The organism is Sphingobacterium tenebrionis (genome assembly GCF_037126265.1).
In the GTDB taxonomy this organism is placed as follows: domain Bacteria; phylum Bacteroidota; class Bacteroidia; order Sphingobacteriales; family Sphingobacteriaceae; genus Sphingobacterium; species Sphingobacterium tenebrionis.
Genome location: NZ_JAYLLN010000004.1, coordinates 1 through 16,910 on the forward strand (window position 1 = coordinate 1; position 16,910 = coordinate 16,910).

Sequence of the window (16,910 nt, forward strand, 5' to 3'; positions counted from 1 at the left end):
AACATGCTGAAAAGTACAAAACATCGACTTGCAGCCTAATATTGCTCATGAAATTATAATGGAGCTCCAGAAAGCTATAAAACAGAAGAAGGTGCCTTTTTAGACACCTTCATTTTACCAAACCAATTATTAACCTAAATTATGAAATTTTTACTCTATTACTCTTTATTTGTTTAACACTATCATTAACGCAAGAGCTGTGCCGATATTTTAATCAAAACATCCTTTAACGTTTTTTAACATTAATAAAAGGGCTTTTCATCAGGTACCAGAAACTTTGCTTCCTATCCCCTTCAAATTCTTCCAGGCCATATTTCATTTGGGATACAGGCATGGTCTTAAAGGTGCCGAAAATCCGATCCCACAGGATAAAGATATCCGCAAAATTACTATCTGTATAAAACTGCTCCTGTTGATGATGAACACGATGGTGGTCTGGCATGACAAAGATCTTCCCCAGGGTCTTATTGATCCAGTTCGGGTAATGTAGATTGGCATGTTCCAGAAAGAGAAAGATGTTGAGAATAAAATAATACAGCGCCATGGAGAAGACGTCGGTTCCGAAGATTCCGGCAGTGATCACATTTCCGACCTGATAGACCAGGATCATTTCCAGAGGATGGAAACGGAAGGTGGTGCTAGAGTCCATGCTGGTATCACTATGATGAACACGATGCAATCTCCACATGATAGGCACCTTATGGGCTGCTTGGTGGATCCAATAAGTCGTGAGATCATACAGCATCACACTAACGATCAATTTGAGCCATAAAGGTAATTCCAACCAGAATAACATCCCGATTTTTTGGGCATTCAACCAGTCGATAGCTTTCACTTGCAGGACAATAACAAAGATATTCAATAAGGTTAGGGTGATCTGGAAGAGGATGTTTTGGAAGAGGTGCTTCCCTCGCTTTCGAAAAGCGAAAGGGTTGGCAAATAACTGTTCCATCAAAAAGAAGATGGTCAATAATCCGATTACGATGTAATTGGAATTAATGTTCAGGAGTTTTTCTAGAAAGTCCATGACAATTTATTTAGGTAAAGAAATTAACAATTGGAAAAAGTCTTCGGCAGTGGAGAAAGGGAAAGGCAGATATGCTTGATTCAGATCAGCAATTCAATTAAAATATTAAATTATAAAGATTATTTTAAATTTCAAAGGAATTATTTGAATCTAAATGTTTAATAATAAAATCTAGACAAGAAAAAGATCAGGAAATCTTCGAAGTTCAAGTGAGTTGTAAGTGACATGTAAGTGAGTTGTAAGTGCTAAAAGGCACTTACAACGCACTTACACCCTGCCTACATTTTGCTTCCTCCAAGAAGTCAATTTAGACAGTTTCTTTGTAACATTCCCAGTAGGTTTTTTTGTGAATCAAAATTTATCCCTGTAAAAGAATAATAATGCAAAATTAATATCGTAATATTGCGATATTAAATCAATTCATCAAATGGGAATCACCAAGAGCGAAATTTTCAGTGCAGAGCAGAATAACTTAGCCAAGCTTTTCAAGGTTTTGGGGCATCCAGCTCGACTTGCTATCCTGCAATATATCATCGATCAGCCAAGTTGTATCTGTAATGATCTTGTTGATGAACTCGGATTAGCCCAAGCGACCATATCCCAACATTTGAAAGAATTGAAGAATGCTGGCATCATTACAGGTTCCATTGAGGGAAAGTCGATCTGTTACTGTATCGATGAGAAGATATGGAATAGCATAAAAAATGATGTTTCGGATTTCCTAGATCAGGATATCCAAACAAAAACCTGTTGTTAAGTTTTTTTTGAACTATAACATCGTAATATTACGATACTTGTTTGTCTTTAAATAAATTTAAAATGAAATTATCAGCAATTAAAGAAATCCTTCCTACCCTTTCGGAAGTATCCTTTCAACTCGAGGATGGCAGTTTTGTTCCAACCCATTTCCATGTAACAGAAGTTGGACAAGTTAATAAAAATTATATTGATTGTGGCGGGACGATCCGTCATGATAAAACTGTCAGTTTCCAATTATGGCACTCACATGATGTTGACCATCGACTATATCCAGATAAATTATTGAATATTATTAACCTGTCGGAAAAGCAATTAGGAATCGAGGACGCGGAAATTGAAGTAGAATTCCAACAGCAGACCATTGGTAAGTTTGACCTGGATTTCAATGGCCAGCATTTTCTTTTGAAGAATAAACAAACGGCCTGTTTGGCAGAAGATGCATGCGGTATTCCAACCGAAAAACCAAAAATCAAATTTATTGAGTTAAATCAGCATTCGAACAATTCTTGTTCTCCTGGTTCCGGCTGTTGCTAAGAGACATGATGAACCATACTATTCAACAAACTATCGGAAATATCCTTAGTGATTTGGATATTTCCGATGATAGAAAAGTTTTGCTTGCACCTTTGGTTACTTATATCCAGGAACAGGTGAAGCATTCCAATCCTGTAAATCTTCAATTTATATGCACCCATAATTCTCGGCGCAGTATTTTGGCACAGGTCTGGACATCAATTGCAGCGGATCATTTTAGGATACCATTGATCAAATGTTTTTCAGGAGGAACTGAAGAAACAGCCGTTTATCCCAAAATTGTGGAAACGCTAAGGAATCAAGGTCTTTTGTTGAAAAAAAACGAAGATGAGGTTAATCCCATTTATGAATTGGATTTACCAGAAAAAAAGGTACAACTCAAACTTTTTTCAAAAGTTTATAACCATCCTTTAAACCCAAAGACAAATTTCGCCGCCATCATGACTTGTTCCCAAGCTGATGCCGGCTGTCCATTTATCCCAGGTGCTGATACCCGAATTCCTATTACATATGCTGATCCAAAATCATCAGATGGAACGGATATTCAGGATACCGTTTATTGGGAAAAAAGCCTAGAAATTGCGCAGGAAATGTTTTACGTTTTTTCTAAGGTCGTAGACTGCTATGAATTGATGCATCAAAAGACCTAATCCATCAATATAGTCCAATCGGACAATCTTATTGCAATTGACTTGAATAACAAAAGGACAAAAAATACTCCCATATCGACTTTCAATAATTTAAAAATAAATCAAACTTTTTGATAATTCAAGGTTTCGATTTATGAGAGCTGATTCTAGACAAAGCCTCTTTAAATTCCCTGCATTGCAGCAAGGAAAGAAATAAAGAAACGTTATGAAAAGAAACAATTCAAGCAGAGGAAAATCAAGGCAATCTTCTTCTTCGAACCAACAACATTCCATGGAGGATATCTATCAGTTAGGCTATAGCCATGGATTTCGTGATGCATCCAACGATGAGGATTACGATGATGATTTTGACGAAGAGGATTATTATGATAATGAGGACGATTATGAGGAGGATTACGACTCCGAATATGATAATGACCAAGATGAAGACGATTACGATGATGGAAGATCGAATAGAAGAAGGGACAGTGATGGAAGATATACTTCCGATCGTTCCAGTTCATCCGGTCGTAGAAGATCATCCCAAAGCGGTAATAATTTAGGATCTAGATCAACCAGTTCCAATAGAGGCAGTCAGGGACGAACTTCCAGTTCATCCAGTACTCGAAGCTCCAGAAGTTCGGGCACCAATTCAGGTAAACGTGGTTTTGCAGCGATGAGTCCAGAAGAACGCACAAGAATTGCCCGAATGGGTGGACAGGCATCACATGGAGGCAGTAGAAGTTCAGGTAGATCTGGTTATGGTGGCCGAAGATCTTCTTAAGATCTCCCCACTTATTATTACCAATAGTAAATTAAATGTCTCCTTTCATTAGGAGGCATTTAATCTTTAAAACAAATTTTATGGCAAAGCAAGATAAAGAAGCAACGGAAAACAAATCCAATGCTAAAAATACGAATGGCAAAGCTGCTAACAATAGGAAAAACGGCAATGATTCGGAGGATACAAATAATACTTCCATGAAGAACCAAAACGAAGAACAATACGAAGGTAGTGATCAGAAGGATAGCCCTTTGTATAAATTTTTCCTTTCCGGTTTAAAGGATATGCTCTATGCAGAGAATAAACTGGTGGATGCCTTGGTGGAAATGGAAGAGGCAGCTACCACGGAGGAATTGAAGGATGCGTTTGAAGACCATCACCTGGTGACCAAAAAACATGTGAGTCGATTGAAAAAGGTGTTTGCCCTTTTGAATGAAAAGGAAGAGGAAAAAGAATGTAAAGCGATTTTGGGATTATTGGATGAAGCCAAGGAAATCATCAAATCAACCGAAGAAGGAACAGTGACGCGGGATGTAGCCTTGATCATTGCGGCCCAAAAGTTGGAGCATTATGAAATTGCTTCCTATGGTGGATTAGCGCAACTGGCCATTACCATGGATATGGATAAAGTGGCGGATCTTTTGGAAAGGACATTGGAAGAAGAGGAAGCTACGGATGTTTATCTAACGGAAATCGCTGAAGGAAGCATCAATATGGAAGCGGACGAAGAGGATTATTAAGGGAAGAGGATCTCCACGATCCTCTTTTTTAATGAATATATACCTACCCTTCTAAAACCAATTTTATTTAAAAGACTTTTCCTTAATTTTACCAAAACGACAAACAAAAAATTGATGAGTGAGCTTTTAAAAAATCAATTTAAAAAAATCATTGAAATTACGGATGATGAATATGATTATATTTTAAGTCATTTTATTACGAAAAAATTTAAAAAACATCAATTTTTAGTTCAGGAAGATCAAGTTGTTGTTTATGATTATTTTGTGCTTTCAGGTTGCATAAAATCATATTATACGGATGAAAACGACAAAATGCATATTCTGCTTTTTGGCACGCAGGATTGGTGGATTTCAGATTATGAAGCTTATTACTTTAAGAAAAAAGCAAGGGTAAATATAGATTGTTTAGAAGAAACAGAAGTCCTTTGCCTAAGTCTTGAAAACAGGGAAAAATTGTGTAAGGAATTCCATCGAATAGAGCATTTCTTTAGAAAAAAAACTAATCGTAGAAATGTAGCACTACAAAACAGAATTTTAACGTTACTAAGTAGTAGTGCTAAAGAACGGTATGAAAAATTTATCCAGGACTACCCATCATTGGTCCAAAAATTACCTAAGCATATTTTAGCCTCTTACTTGGGCGTAACTCGCGAAACTTTAAGCCGCTTATATTCCACTAAATAACTTGATCTATCTCACATTTTATTTGTGATATACATCCTTCGATTTCGTTTTTTATTACTTGAATTTTGTGTTGTAACATTTTAAAAAATAATACAATGACAACATTCAGCATTCAAACAAAAAGTAGTTTAGTCAATTGGACTGGAAAAAAAATATTAGGATTACATACCGGAACCATTAATATCAAGAATGGTTTTCTAAGTTTTGAAAACGAAGAATTAATAGCGGGCGAGATCATTATTGATATGACATCAATCGTCATAACTGATATAGCGGATAGATCCATCTACAAAGAATTTTTTGATCACTTAAATCATGAAGATTTTTTTGCTGTGGACATTTTTAAGACTGCCATATTTAAGTTAAATAAAGCTATAAAGGAAAACAATCATTATCAAATATTTGGAGACCTAACCATAAAGGATATTACACATCCTATTTCTTTTCCCGCTACAATCGAAATTTTCACGGATTTTCTTCATGCATTAGGAGAGATAAAGGTTGATAGAACATTATATAATATCAAATATGGATCCGGTAAATTTATTCCCAATCTGGGCAATAAATTGATTTATGATGAATTTGTATTACAATTCAAATTAGTTGGACAAAAATAAACATACAATTATGTGGTCAGATACAAAATTTACTAGATTACTGGGTTTGGATTTACCCATAGTTCAAGGACCTTTCGGAGGAAAGGTTTCCTCTATAGAATTGACCTCTGTAGTATCTAATTTAGGTGGGATAGGATCATACGGATGTCAACCATTCTATGCCAATGAAATTGTAGAAATTTCGAACAACATCAAAAAGCAAACGGACAAACCCTTCAATCTTAATCTTTGGGTTAAAGATAAAGATGATCATATCCAGGATTTTGACAGCAAAGCATTTGATAAAGTAATAGAAATATTCCATCCATATTTTGAGCAAGTTGGCGTCGAACCTCCAACTTTTCCTTTGCCAGAAAGTCCTACTTTCGATAATCAAATAGAAGCTATTTTTGAGGTCAAACCTGATGTATTTAGCTTTGTTTTCGGTATTCCCTCCAAGGATATTTTAGAAAAATGTAGACAACTTAATATCAAAACGATAGGAACAGCAACAACTTTAGATGAGGCCATAGCCATTGAAAATGCAGGAGTAGATGCCGTTGTAGCAACAGGTTTTGATGCTGGTGGACATCGTGTTTCATTTTTAGACCATGCGGAAGAAAGCTTGATTGGAACCTTTTCTTTAATTCCTCAAGTTGCAGATCATGTGAAAATTCCAGTCATTGCTGCCGGAGGAATCGCTGATTATCGGGGCGTTAAAGCGGCTTTGGCGCTCGGAGCAGATGCCGTTCAAATTGGCACAGCATTTTTAGCTACCAAAGAATCTGGGACAAGCAACATCCATCGTGAAAAATTATTTTCAAAAGATGCTCGTTATACCACATTAACAAAAGTATTTACAGGCAGGTTGTCCCGTGGAATTAAAAATAGGCTTACGGAAGAATTAAAAGAGTTTCAACATCATCTCGCTCCGTATCCCTTACAAGGAAAAATTGTGGGTAAACTTGGCGCATATCCGGCTAATACGGAAAGTAATCCTGAGTTGAAAGCTTTTTGGGCCGGCCAAGCCGCTCCCATTTTGAAATATCATCAAGCAAAAGAGTTGATTGATAATATAATCAAACAAATGAATTAAGAATCACAAAACCCCACTGATTTTCAGTGGGGTTTCATGTTTATCCTCAGAAAGAATAAATTCTTCAAGAGAAATGTTCTAAGGAAATCATTTGGCCTTAATAATAAGAAACATTCGTCGTAAGGACTTTTCCAGTTGAAACACCACTTTCCTTTACTACTTTACCATCCACTAAAATCTGTGCTTTCAATGTGGAGTTGTCGTTTGGTCCAATTGCATTCGCTGAAATAGTGGGAGTTTTTGAAGAAATATTTGCTTCGCTCGTCCACTCACTTCCGAAATTTCCGGTTTTGCTTACTGGATTATCCCCATCGTAATATACAATGACAGAAATATTCACACCAGTGGATCCAATCAATTTGTACTGTACTTTCTTCGTTCCTGTCCCAGGTGTATCATCATCATCCTTACTGCATGATGAAAAAACGAAAGTTAATGTTAATAATAGCAGGGAAAAAATTTTTAGATTTTTCATAGTTTTTTGGGTTTTATGTGTTTAATAATAGTGTGCTATGAATCTACAAATTTTTAAACAAATAATAACAAGGATGGGAAAGAAATTAATCTCAAATAAAATACGTTATATTTATATTTAATACCAGTAGCTAACAATATAGATCAACAGAAAACATGAAACTCAAGATTATTACACTTTTTTTCAGCATGATGCTGTTACTTTCAGCAAATCTATATGCTCAGCTTGATACCTTGAATATTTTCAAACAAACAGATCATATTGTGGAATTGATCCTTAAGAAGGATACAAAGAAACTAGCCTCATTATCCAGCAATACGATCTATTGTTCCTTGTGCTTTAAGTTTGAGGATAGTCAACCAAGAAATTACCTGATCTCCAAACAGACATTTTTTAATAAACATTTTTCAGATATTTTCCAGAAGGATCTGCTGGATAGATTAGAAAGAAAGGAGAAAATTTTATTTGCTGAGTATTCCGATCACGCAGATTATATCGTTTGGTATACCATCTACCGAAAGGATGAATTAACGGAAGGCCATGAAGGTGGACAATTTGGGATATGGTTCAAAAAAGGCAAAAATGGTTTGCTTTTTTCGGGTGTTGAAACCATTCCTTAACCCTCTATAAAACTTAATCATATGCAGATAAATAAGCTTTTCTTTTTCTCAGCGTTACTAGGCTGTTATTGGGTATTGCTTGCCTGCAATCGATCTGATACTACGAAGATCGACATTGACCTACCTAAATATCCGCCGAATGCCGGTGTTGGTCTTATACATTTCAATACGCAGCACGCCATTCCTTTGTTCAAAAATCCAACAGAAAAAGATGCTTACAATAGCATTCAATTTAAAGTGGAAGAAAAAGGCGAAGATAAAGGGATTACACATATCTACATTCCAAATCAGAAAAACCTACTGCAACCTTATGATTTAAATGTTGGTGATTCGGAAAAGGAAGGAAAGGAAAATCAGCAAATGGGATTATTCCGTTTTGCGCCAAAGCTCAGCTTTCGGGTTATGGAGAAATTATCGGATGGGGTGATTGTACTCCTGAATGAGAAAACCAGAGAAACCAGTTTTATAAAATTGGATCCTAAGAATGATTACCGGAATGGTAAAGAGCATCCTGAATTTTTTGACCCCAACTTTGTGGACACAAAAATCAGTAATTGGTATTATTATGAAAGTTGGGAACAGGCACTGAAACGTGCTTATATGGTTACCGTTCCATCTGGCACTCTGATCTACGACAAACCCAATGGGACAGGGTCTCACCTTTCCAATATCCAGAATTTATATTTTAAGGTTACAGAAGTGGATGGGGATTGGGCGCAGGTTAGTACCCGAGGAAATGTGTTAGCGGGTGATAAAGAGGTTTTAGGATGGGTGATTTGGAAAGCAAATGAGGAGATTAAAGTGAATATATTGTTGAATGGAGGGTATGATTAAATTGCATTATTTATGATAAAGGCAAAAATGGTTATGCAATACTGATGGGTTGAAGAAATTATTAAATCCCTTACCAAATTAGTCCTTAATCTTAACCAGCAATTATTTTAGGTTTTCAAAATGCTCAATCCTCTTTAACATTGTTTTTTCTGTTTGAAGGATATCCATAATGATCATTTTCAATGTTTGCTTAACATTTTTATCTTTCTCATTGATGTTGGAATAAAGAAAACTCATTAGGAAGTCACTTTTTTTATTCAACAGTTCCTTTTCATTTTCAATGTTTGAAAGGGAGGTGATTTTTTCGTAATCTATTAGATCAATTTTAGCATTTGAAACAGATTTCCATGCATTTGATTTTACCTGCGGAATATTTATCCCCATGGCATTCTTCACTACTTCTAAAATGGAAATATTTGAGTCATTTTCATAAAACTCCAATGAATCAATTAAAGCTTCATGTTGTGGAATTATTGTTCTGATATCCTCTTTTGAATCCTTTAGTTCACTGTTGATGGTCGTAAGAACTTGATTGATATAAATTTTATCTTTTCGTTGGGAATTCCAATTATCTATGAAAAGCGCTATTAAAATCCCCGCAATAACTGGAATAATTTCTTTAATAAAATGAATGCTATAATTTTTTAATTGATTCTTCATCTACTTTTTTGGATTAGATTTTAAATCCTAGCTATATAATCAGTATTTTTTAGTTTGTGTAATTCCCTGCAAAGATAATGGTATGGTATTCATTTCAAGAGAAATCTTGAAATTATCCCTAAACATATCCTTACACTGTATAATTGAAGATAATGGCCGATAAAAAAAACAGAATTATCGAGATCATATTTTTATGAAGGTTGGACTTAGAAAGCACAAATGACACTAGAATGAGATTTGCTGTAAAATTTGTTTTCCAATACAAAAAAAATACATTTTATTTGTAAAAAAAATACCAATTGGTATGTAATATGAAGAAAGCAGAAATTACCCGACTGACTATTTTAGAACAGGCATTTGACCTCATCTATACAAAGGGTTATCAAACAACGAGTATTGATGATATCCTTGCAAAAACAAAGGTTACTAAAGGTGCATTTTATTACCATTTTAAGAATAAGGATGAAATGGGCATAGCTATTATACAGGAATTAATAAAGCCCAATTTTGAACATTATTTCATAAAGCCCTTATTGCAGGAAAAAGATCCTTCGACAATACTCTATCAGATGATGCATGATGCTTTATTGAAAAACGAATTCTTAAAAGTTGAATATGGCTGTCCTGCATCGAATTTGACGACAGAAATGGCTCCTTGGAACACAAATTTCACTAAAGTATTGAACGAACTGGCACTCAAATGGAAAATGTGCCTGGAAATATGTCTTCAAAAAGGAATCGAACAAAATTTAATTCGAAAAGATATAGATACGGAACAGGTAGCCATTTTTATCATGTCCGGATATTGGGGCATTCGAAATCTTGGAAAACTAGTTAACTCCACGAAGGTATATAAAGATTACCTGAAACAGTTTGAAGCTTATCTGAATCTCTTAAAATAATTTTTTTTGCCCTATAACATACCGATTAGTATGTTATTAAATCTTAAAATAAAGAATAAAACTTTCAATATGTATCATTATCTATTAATAGCGCATACCTACATGCGCTGGCTCGTCCTCATCGGTTTGCTTTTTACCTTAACAAGATTTACCATTCGATTATTCCAAAGGAAAAAATTCACCAACCTGGATAATCTTTTCAGACATGGCACGGCCACCATAATCCATCTCCAGCTTCTCATTGGAATTGTTCTATTTATTCAGGCACCATTACGTCAAGTTTTCTGGAAATCAGATAAGCTGCCATTTGGAAACATGGAACTCACCTTCTATAATATTTTGCATCCATTCACCATGATATTGGCCACAGTAGTCATAAGCATAGGATCGGCACTGGCTAAGCGAAAGTCAGATGACGGGGATAAATACAGAACTACTGTCCTTTTCTTTGCCATAGGGTTGATTCTTATTTTTCTAGCTATTCCTTGGCCATTTTCACCATTTGCAATTAGACCATTAACACGATAATTTATGTCCATTTCACTTAAAACAAATGTAGGAAGGCTAAGACTATTGGCTATATTGGAAGGTATTTCCCTTTTGCTACTCGTCTTTGTCGCTGTTCCACTCAAGTATCTTTTCGATTTCCCAGATATGGTTAAGGCCCTCGGTCCTATCCATGGAGTATTATTTGTGCTTTTTATTTTAAATACGATCAACGTAGGTATTGCGCAAAGGTGGGAATTCAAATCAACTACTTGGAAAGTATTGTTGGCTTGCCTGATTCCTTTTGGAACCTTTTACATCGATCACAGAATTTTAAGTAAAATAGAGAAATGATATGCAATGTCTAATAATAGGAAATGACGAAAAAGGATGGGCATTAGGCCTCGAAGCAGCTGACTATTTGTGGAATTCGGGCAATAAGATCTACTTAAGATCGTATTGCCATCAGATAGATAATGTAGAAAAAGAAAGAGAGTTGTTAAAAAACATTGATGTAATTTTCATATTTGAAATCGATAATCCAGCAGAAAATAGATCAAATAATTATCTCGACATTCTAACCTCGTTTGAAGTAGTTAGTGGATTAGGCTCGTTTTTAAACGATCGGTACAGCCATTGTCAACCTGATGATGATAGCTCATCGAATCCAATGGATAAAAAGATTATTTTATGCTGCAGTGAAGGTGTTTTTGTCAATTTTTTCATAGGGATTAGAAAGATATGGCTACAACCTGTTGTCAATTGGGATTCTTTCCAAAATTTTATCGATAGATTCAAGATAATTGGAAAGGTTTTTTAAGCACATATTGTATAATTACTTCCCGTTATTTGTGATATCATAGCTTTATCCTTTTTGTATGCAGGATTAAATCTGATTTTTCCTTAATTCTCTCTGTCTTTTGAAATTCTTTAATGCATTTTTCTGTGCTACTTTACTTTTCGAACAATTTGCTGTAAACATTGATTATTGTTTTTTAGATTTATAGAGAAATCCTTCTGACAGGATTTGAGAACAGTATCATTCTTGTTTGTTTTAACACCAATTTACATGAGATATCTATTTTATTTAATATTAATTCTATCCTTAAGTTCTTGTACATCCACCCGAAAATTAAGCAAGAAGTTTTCGACCAAAACGGCTTCTGTCAGCGGAAATTTTAAAAGTGAATTATATTCAAATAAGGCCGTTAATAGAGCAAAACCATACCAAAAAAATAGTATAAGTTTATGGAGACTGTTATCGACATTCAGGGTCGATAAAGATAGTATTATGGAAGGTGGAGAAGATATGCAAGTCAGATTGACACTTTTAAATACGGATGAATTAAAAGTGGATGCTGTTGATTCAGGACAACAAATAGCTACCTTTCGAATTCCTGTAACCCCAAAAAATAATTATCTCATCCTAGAAAAGAAAAGAAACCTAATTCCCCTCCCATTTATCTATTTTAAAGTCAAAGAAGAGATAAGTATTCTTTCAGCACTACAGAACGGAAGGATTGGATATAGCAGCCATCAGGAGCACTCTTTGTGGATTTTGTTTTTCGGTGCGAGTAATATCAGTGGAATTCAAGAAGAATACGTACGAATAAAACAATAATATGCCAATCATTCACCTCGAAACCCACATTAATGCACCTGTAAATCGAGTATTCGATCTGGCAAGAAACATCGATTTGCATCAGTATTCTACCAAACAGACTAATGAAAGAGCTATAGCTGGTCGAACATCAGGACTCATGGAATTAGGGGAGACCGTTACGTGGCGAGCAAAGCATTTCGGAGTGTATCAAAATCTGACAGTCAAGTTGACTAAGATGGAGAAACCACATTTTTTCGAGGATGAAATGATTCAGGGTGCCTTTGCCTCCATGAAACATAGACATGAATTTGTAGCAACAATTAATGGTACTAAAATGATTGATCGATTTGAATTTACCTCTCCATTGGGTTTACTAGGTCGCTTAGCGAACCAACTGTTTCTGAAAAACTATATGCGGAAGTTTTTATTAATTAGGAATCAAGAGTTGAAAGATATTGCGGAGGGACAAGCTTGGAAGGAATGATTCAAAAGCGTTCATTGAATTGAATTGTCAATATTGCTTTTTTTAAAGTCTTAATTGGTAATTTTTGAATGATTACTAGGTGAAAATCCAGATTCCCAGTCTCAGGATTTTGTATTGATTTGTTGGCCGATAAACTTATTATTTAATACCAATTTGTTAAATGATGGTAAACAATGTTGAATTTGTTATGAACTATTATATATAAGCAATACATTCGTATTATCATCACCCAAAGGGCGAAGGACTTTGCTTGGCTTAATTGCTACAATCGTATTGCCTTAAGTTACGTATCCCACTCACGAAGTGGGGTTTTTCATGAGTAAAATTCGTCATAAAATCTTTTGTATCTATTTTTCACCTTAAAATCAATGAAAAATGCAATCACGAGCATTAGGTTTATTGTAATTTGACGGTTTATTATCACAAAATTCTTTTCCTTAAACCAATAATATCGTTGATTTTTCTCAATTGCATGGACTTTAAAAAATGGCTTAAATCCATAAAAAAAGCCTTATCTGGTGATAAGGCTGTTATCTTTGCGGAGAGGGCGGGATTCGAACCCGCGGTACCGTTTCCAGTACGACAGTTTAGCAAACTGTTCCTTTCGGCCACTCAGGCACCTCTCCGGGTTTCGACAGTGCAAACATAAAGTAATTAATTCACTCTTCAAAGCCGTTTACACACATTTTTTAACTTTTTCCCCGCCAAAATCCCAACCTTCTGAATCTCAATATATTTTTTCTACCTCCCACTTAATCTCAATATATTTTTTCCACCTCCTCCTGAATCTCAAAATAAATAATCCACCCCCATCTGAATCTCAATATATTTTTTATCCCTCCTTCTTCTTCGTCAGATCATAATCAATCCTAACATGATAAATACTCTTCAACATCGCCTTAAAAATCTTCGATGCCTCCGTAATATCCCGCATCGTAATATTCGCATTCGCAAACTGCCTTTGCATCAACTTATGCTCAATGATCTTGTCCACCAGATTATTGATAGACTCCTCCGTAGGTTCCTTTAATGCCCTGGAAGCCGCCTCCACCGAGTCCGCCATCATCAAGACCGCCGTCTCCTTCGAAAAAGGAACCGGGCCAGGATACTTAAAGATAGACTCATCGATCACCTTATCCGGGTTATCCTTCACCGCCAAATTATAGAAATAATCCACCTTCGTCGTACCATGGTGCGTACGGATAAAATCAATCACCACCTCCGGCATCTGATGCTTCCGCGCCATCTCGATCCCCTTCAGCACATGCGAAATAATGATCTGTGCCGATTGCTCCGGCGTCAGCTCCTCATGCGGATTATCATTCGTCTTCTGGTTCTCGATAAAATACAATGGATTGATCATCTTCCCGATATCATGGTACAAAGCACCCGCACGAACCAATAAAGGGTTCCCCCCTATCTTATAGATCGCTGCCTCCGCCAGGTTCGCCACCTGCAAAGAATGCTGGAAAGTGCCCGGTGCCTTCAAGGAAAGCTCCCGCAACAAGCGCGAGTTCGAGTTCGTCAGCTCCATCAAGGTCAGATCCGACACAATGCCGAACAACTTCTCAAACGCATAGATCAATGGATAGGCCAATAAGGTCAAGCCTACACTCACCGTAAAAGGAAGGATATCCTGCCAATAGATGCTGCTAAAGGATCCGTTACGCGTCAATACCAGCCCCACATAGGCCATGATGTAGGTCGCCAGAATAATGACCGAGGAAACCAGGAATTGCTCCCTTTTCACCAAGGTCTTGATGCTATAGATGGCCACCATACCTGCCGTAAACTGCAGGAACACAAAGTCAAAACTATTCGGAACAAACAGTCCTGCCACCAGCACCATCAAGATATGTATATTCAATGCAATCCGCGTATCGAACAACAAGCGGAAGATAATAGGTACACTACAATACGGAATGTAATACAGGCTTGGGATCTTCATCTTGATCGCCCAGCTCAATACCCCCAGCATCACCAGGATCACCAGAAAGATAATGAACAACAGCCGGTTATTATTAAAGATATCGATCCGGAAGAAGTACAGGAAAACCATTAACAAGGTCATCGCCAGGGAGATCAGGATAAAATGTCCGAAGGTCACCAGGTTCTGCTCACCCGATATCCGCGATTCATCCTCAAAGACCTTCCGCAACGATTCCAGCTTCTGGTAACTGTCGTTGTTCACGATCTTGCCCTGCTCCGCGATCAGCTCATCCTTCTGCACCATCCCTCGCGTGGTCGAAATATTCGAAAGCGCCGTCTGCTCCACCTTATTCGTCTGGCTTTCATTAAAAACAAAATTGATCGTAATGTAACTCTTCAGGATCTCCGCCAACCAAGGCTTAAAGCTTATCTCCGTATTCCGCTCCAGTGCACTCCGGATATATTGGTTCGCCGTTTCGATCGTAAAACAATCCACCGTATTCTTCTGCTGCGCAATATTATCATGCACCAGCACAAAATTATACTCCATCGCCGTCGGATCATGCTTCAAGGAATCATCCCCCTTCACCTGAAACCGGTTATTCAAAGAGATCACCCCCCGACCATAAACATAATCCAAAAGCGCGGTCCCTACTGCTCGATATTTATTGATATCGGCTCCCTCCACGGAGTCCAACTGGCTGGATTGCCATTTCTCGTTCAGGTCCGTATTGAACTGGTCGATCTGCTCCTTGCTCACCACATCGTGCAGGTTGTAGATCGGCTGAACCGTCTTCAGGATATACTGCTTATCCCGCGCCAGCTCCTCCGGCGTCTTTAAGATCGCAAAGTTATAGGGAGATACCAGGTTCTCATGGTTCCAAGGTTTCCCCTTCTGGTACTCGTACCGAAATCGTGGTTGCTTAGGCAAAAATATACAGATCAGAATGATCGTCAATACCACCATCCCATACTTCCAAACCGTTGAATTGTTCTGCAATTTATCCTTAGGGTAATTTATCTTCAGTTTTGCCACGTTTCTTTTTGTTTTATCCTTCCTAACAAATGTAATTATTTTCTTTTTGTATATATTACTAATATTTCGTAGGTTTATTAAAAATTAATAAACCATGAAAAGATCGATCCTATTTTTTGCCGCTTTAGCCTTCAGCATAGGCCTTTCCGCACAGGAAAAACCAGTCGCCAAGGTACATTACCAGTTCAAACATATCAACGACACCAACCAAAGAACGAATCCCCGGCTGGATGAAGTCGTTACTTACCTTGGACAGAAAGGTTCCTATTATACTTCCTATTCTTCAGAGCGATTGAACCAGGAAGTGAAAAAACAGATGGAAAGCCCAAGTTTTGATGGTAATCTGGTGCTGAGCAAAAGCTCAACAGCCATAGACCGCAACTTTATCATTCAACCGGAAGAAAAGAAAATCTTGGAGATTGCCCGATTTGGAGGGAATACTTTTTTGATGGATAATGCCTACGATGTACCGGAATGGGAGATCCATGACGAAACCAAGACCATTGGAGGCTATACCTGCCAAAAAGCGACAACCAACTACAAGGGCAGACAATACACCGCCTGGTTCACCACCGACTTGCCTTTTTCCTTCGGTCCTTGGAAATTACATGGCCTTCCAGGCTTGATCCTATCGGCAGAAGACCTCAAAAAAGAAGTGGTTTTTGAATATGCCGGCTTCGATAAATTGGATGAAACCAACAACGTCCTGATAGAAGCTCCGGATTATGCGATCAAATCTACCCCAGCGGAGGTTAAAAAACAAGAAGAGGGATACCGGGCAAATCCGATGGCCTATATGCAGGCAAAAACGGGAGGCAGTTCCACGACGATCAGCAGTGGTAGTTCAGGAGGAAGAGGTGGCATGACTATCGTTAGTGGAAGGCCCTCAGGCTCTTCCTCTTCATCGGCTATTTCTGGTTCCATGGATCCAAGTAAGATTAAATCTCTTACGGTGAAAAGCGATAACAGCAATTACAAACCATCGCCTATTGTGAATAATCCCATTGAATTAAAACCATAAACAATTCACAA

The 16,910-nt window shown here is 37.1% G+C and carries 21 protein-coding genes and 1 tRNA gene; 17 read left to right on the plus strand and 5 right to left on the minus strand.

Annotation, left to right across the window (positions count from 1 at the left end):
* Positions 1-226 precede the first annotated feature (226 nt).
* Positions 227-1,027 carry a sterol desaturase family protein gene (locus tag VJ786_RS02765; protein ID WP_134776747.1) on the minus strand — a complete coding sequence of 267 codons (801 nt, stop codon included), beginning with the start codon at positions 1,025-1,027 and terminating at the stop codon, positions 227-229.
* Between the two features lie 427 nt (positions 1,028-1,454).
* Between VJ786_RS02765 and VJ786_RS02770 the strand changes: the two genes are divergently transcribed.
* The 8 genes from VJ786_RS02770 to VJ786_RS02805 all read left to right on the plus strand — a co-directional run bounded on the left by VJ786_RS02770 (position 1,455) and on the right by VJ786_RS02805 (position 6,849).
* Positions 1,455-1,784 (plus strand): ArsR/SmtB family transcription factor, encoded by a 330-nt coding sequence (locus VJ786_RS02770; protein ID WP_134776748.1) that lies wholly within the window; start codon positions 1,455-1,457, stop codon positions 1,782-1,784.
* 62 nt (positions 1,785-1,846) lie between these two features.
* A complete protein-coding gene (locus tag VJ786_RS02775) occupies positions 1,847-2,320 on the plus strand; it encodes a DUF6428 family protein (protein WP_134776749.1) in 474 nt (157 codons plus the stop codon).
* Positions 2,321-2,325: 5 nt separating this feature from the next.
* Entirely contained in the window at positions 2,326-2,970 is a 645-nt protein-coding gene (locus VJ786_RS02780) for a low molecular weight phosphatase family protein (RefSeq protein WP_245153291.1), read from the plus strand.
* Between the two features lie 205 nt (positions 2,971-3,175).
* Positions 3,176-3,733 carry a KGG domain-containing protein gene (locus tag VJ786_RS02785; RefSeq protein WP_134776750.1) on the plus strand — a complete coding sequence of 186 codons (558 nt, stop codon included), beginning with the start codon at positions 3,176-3,178 and terminating at the stop codon, positions 3,731-3,733.
* Positions 3,734-3,813: 80 nt separating this feature from the next.
* A complete protein-coding gene (locus VJ786_RS02790) occupies positions 3,814-4,473 on the plus strand; it encodes a DUF892 family protein (RefSeq protein WP_245153292.1) in 660 nt (219 codons plus the stop codon).
* A 114-nt stretch (positions 4,474-4,587) separates the two neighbouring features.
* The gene (locus VJ786_RS02795; RefSeq protein ID WP_134776751.1) at positions 4,588-5,157 is read left to right on the plus strand and encodes a Crp/Fnr family transcriptional regulator; all 570 of its coding nucleotides are present in this window, start codon (positions 4,588-4,590) and stop codon (positions 5,155-5,157) included.
* A gap of 95 nt (positions 5,158-5,252) precedes the next feature.
* On the plus strand, positions 5,253-5,774 hold the full coding sequence (locus VJ786_RS02800; protein WP_134776752.1) for a YceI family protein: 522 nt from the start codon (positions 5,253-5,255) through the stop codon (positions 5,772-5,774).
* Positions 5,775-5,784: 10 nt separating this feature from the next.
* Positions 5,785-6,849 carry an NAD(P)H-dependent flavin oxidoreductase gene (locus tag VJ786_RS02805; RefSeq protein ID WP_134776753.1) on the plus strand — a complete coding sequence of 355 codons (1,065 nt, stop codon included), beginning with the start codon at positions 5,785-5,787 and terminating at the stop codon, positions 6,847-6,849.
* Between the two features lie 97 nt (positions 6,850-6,946).
* Here VJ786_RS02805 and VJ786_RS02810 read toward each other — a convergent pair whose 3' ends face one another.
* The gene (locus VJ786_RS02810; protein WP_134776754.1) at positions 6,947-7,324 is read right to left on the minus strand and encodes an MmpS family transport accessory protein; all 378 of its coding nucleotides are present in this window, start codon (positions 7,322-7,324) and stop codon (positions 6,947-6,949) included.
* Between the two features lie 155 nt (positions 7,325-7,479).
* On the opposite strand from VJ786_RS02810, the gene VJ786_RS02815 reads away from it, so the two are divergent.
* The gene (locus tag VJ786_RS02815) at positions 7,480-7,944 is read left to right on the plus strand and encodes a hypothetical protein (protein WP_134776755.1); all 465 of its coding nucleotides are present in this window, start codon (positions 7,480-7,482) and stop codon (positions 7,942-7,944) included.
* A 21-nt stretch (positions 7,945-7,965) separates the two neighbouring features.
* Positions 7,966-8,778: a hypothetical protein gene (locus VJ786_RS02820; RefSeq protein WP_134776756.1), complete on the plus strand. Its 813-nt coding sequence runs from the start codon at positions 7,966-7,968 to the stop codon at positions 8,776-8,778.
* Between the two features lie 102 nt (positions 8,779-8,880).
* On the opposite strand, the gene VJ786_RS02825 is transcribed toward VJ786_RS02820, so the two are convergent.
* The gene (locus VJ786_RS02825; protein WP_134776757.1) at positions 8,881-9,438 is read right to left on the minus strand and encodes a hypothetical protein; all 558 of its coding nucleotides are present in this window, start codon (positions 9,436-9,438) and stop codon (positions 8,881-8,883) included.
* Between the two features lie 311 nt (positions 9,439-9,749).
* On the opposite strand from VJ786_RS02825, the gene VJ786_RS02830 reads away from it, so the two are divergent.
* The 6 genes from VJ786_RS02830 (at position 9,750) to VJ786_RS02855 (ending at position 12,913) form a co-directional block, all read left to right on the plus strand.
* On the plus strand, positions 9,750-10,340 hold the full coding sequence (locus VJ786_RS02830) for a TetR/AcrR family transcriptional regulator (protein WP_134776758.1): 591 nt from the start codon (positions 9,750-9,752) through the stop codon (positions 10,338-10,340).
* A 69-nt stretch (positions 10,341-10,409) separates the two neighbouring features.
* Entirely contained in the window at positions 10,410-10,868 is a 459-nt protein-coding gene (locus VJ786_RS02835) for a hypothetical protein (protein ID WP_134776759.1), read from the plus strand.
* A 3-nt stretch (positions 10,869-10,871) separates the two neighbouring features.
* Positions 10,872-11,180 carry a DUF3817 domain-containing protein gene (locus VJ786_RS02840; protein ID WP_134776760.1) on the plus strand — a complete coding sequence of 103 codons (309 nt, stop codon included), beginning with the start codon at positions 10,872-10,874 and terminating at the stop codon, positions 11,178-11,180.
* A 1-nt stretch (position 11,181) separates the two neighbouring features.
* Entirely contained in the window at positions 11,182-11,646 is a 465-nt protein-coding gene (locus VJ786_RS02845; RefSeq protein ID WP_134776761.1) for a hypothetical protein, read from the plus strand.
* Between the two features lie 471 nt (positions 11,647-12,117).
* Positions 12,118-12,447, plus strand: a complete 330-nt coding sequence (locus VJ786_RS02850) for a hypothetical protein (RefSeq protein ID WP_134776762.1) — start codon at positions 12,118-12,120, stop codon at positions 12,445-12,447.
* 1 nt (position 12,448) lies between these two features.
* On the plus strand, positions 12,449-12,913 hold the full coding sequence (locus VJ786_RS02855; RefSeq protein WP_134776763.1) for an SRPBCC family protein: 465 nt from the start codon (positions 12,449-12,451) through the stop codon (positions 12,911-12,913).
* 539 nt (positions 12,914-13,452) lie between these two features.
* Here VJ786_RS02855 and VJ786_RS02860 read toward each other — a convergent pair.
* Positions 13,453-13,539 (minus strand) — tRNA-Ser (locus VJ786_RS02860).
* A gap of 206 nt (positions 13,540-13,745) precedes the next feature.
* Positions 13,746-15,878, minus strand: a complete 2,133-nt coding sequence (locus VJ786_RS02865; protein ID WP_134776764.1) for an HD family phosphohydrolase — start codon at positions 15,876-15,878, stop codon at positions 13,746-13,748.
* Between the two features lie 94 nt (positions 15,879-15,972).
* On the opposite strand from VJ786_RS02865, the gene VJ786_RS02870 reads away from it, so the two are divergent.
* Entirely contained in the window at positions 15,973-16,899 is a 927-nt protein-coding gene (locus VJ786_RS02870; RefSeq protein WP_134776765.1) for a GLPGLI family protein, read from the plus strand.
* Positions 16,900-16,910 lie beyond the last annotated feature (11 nt).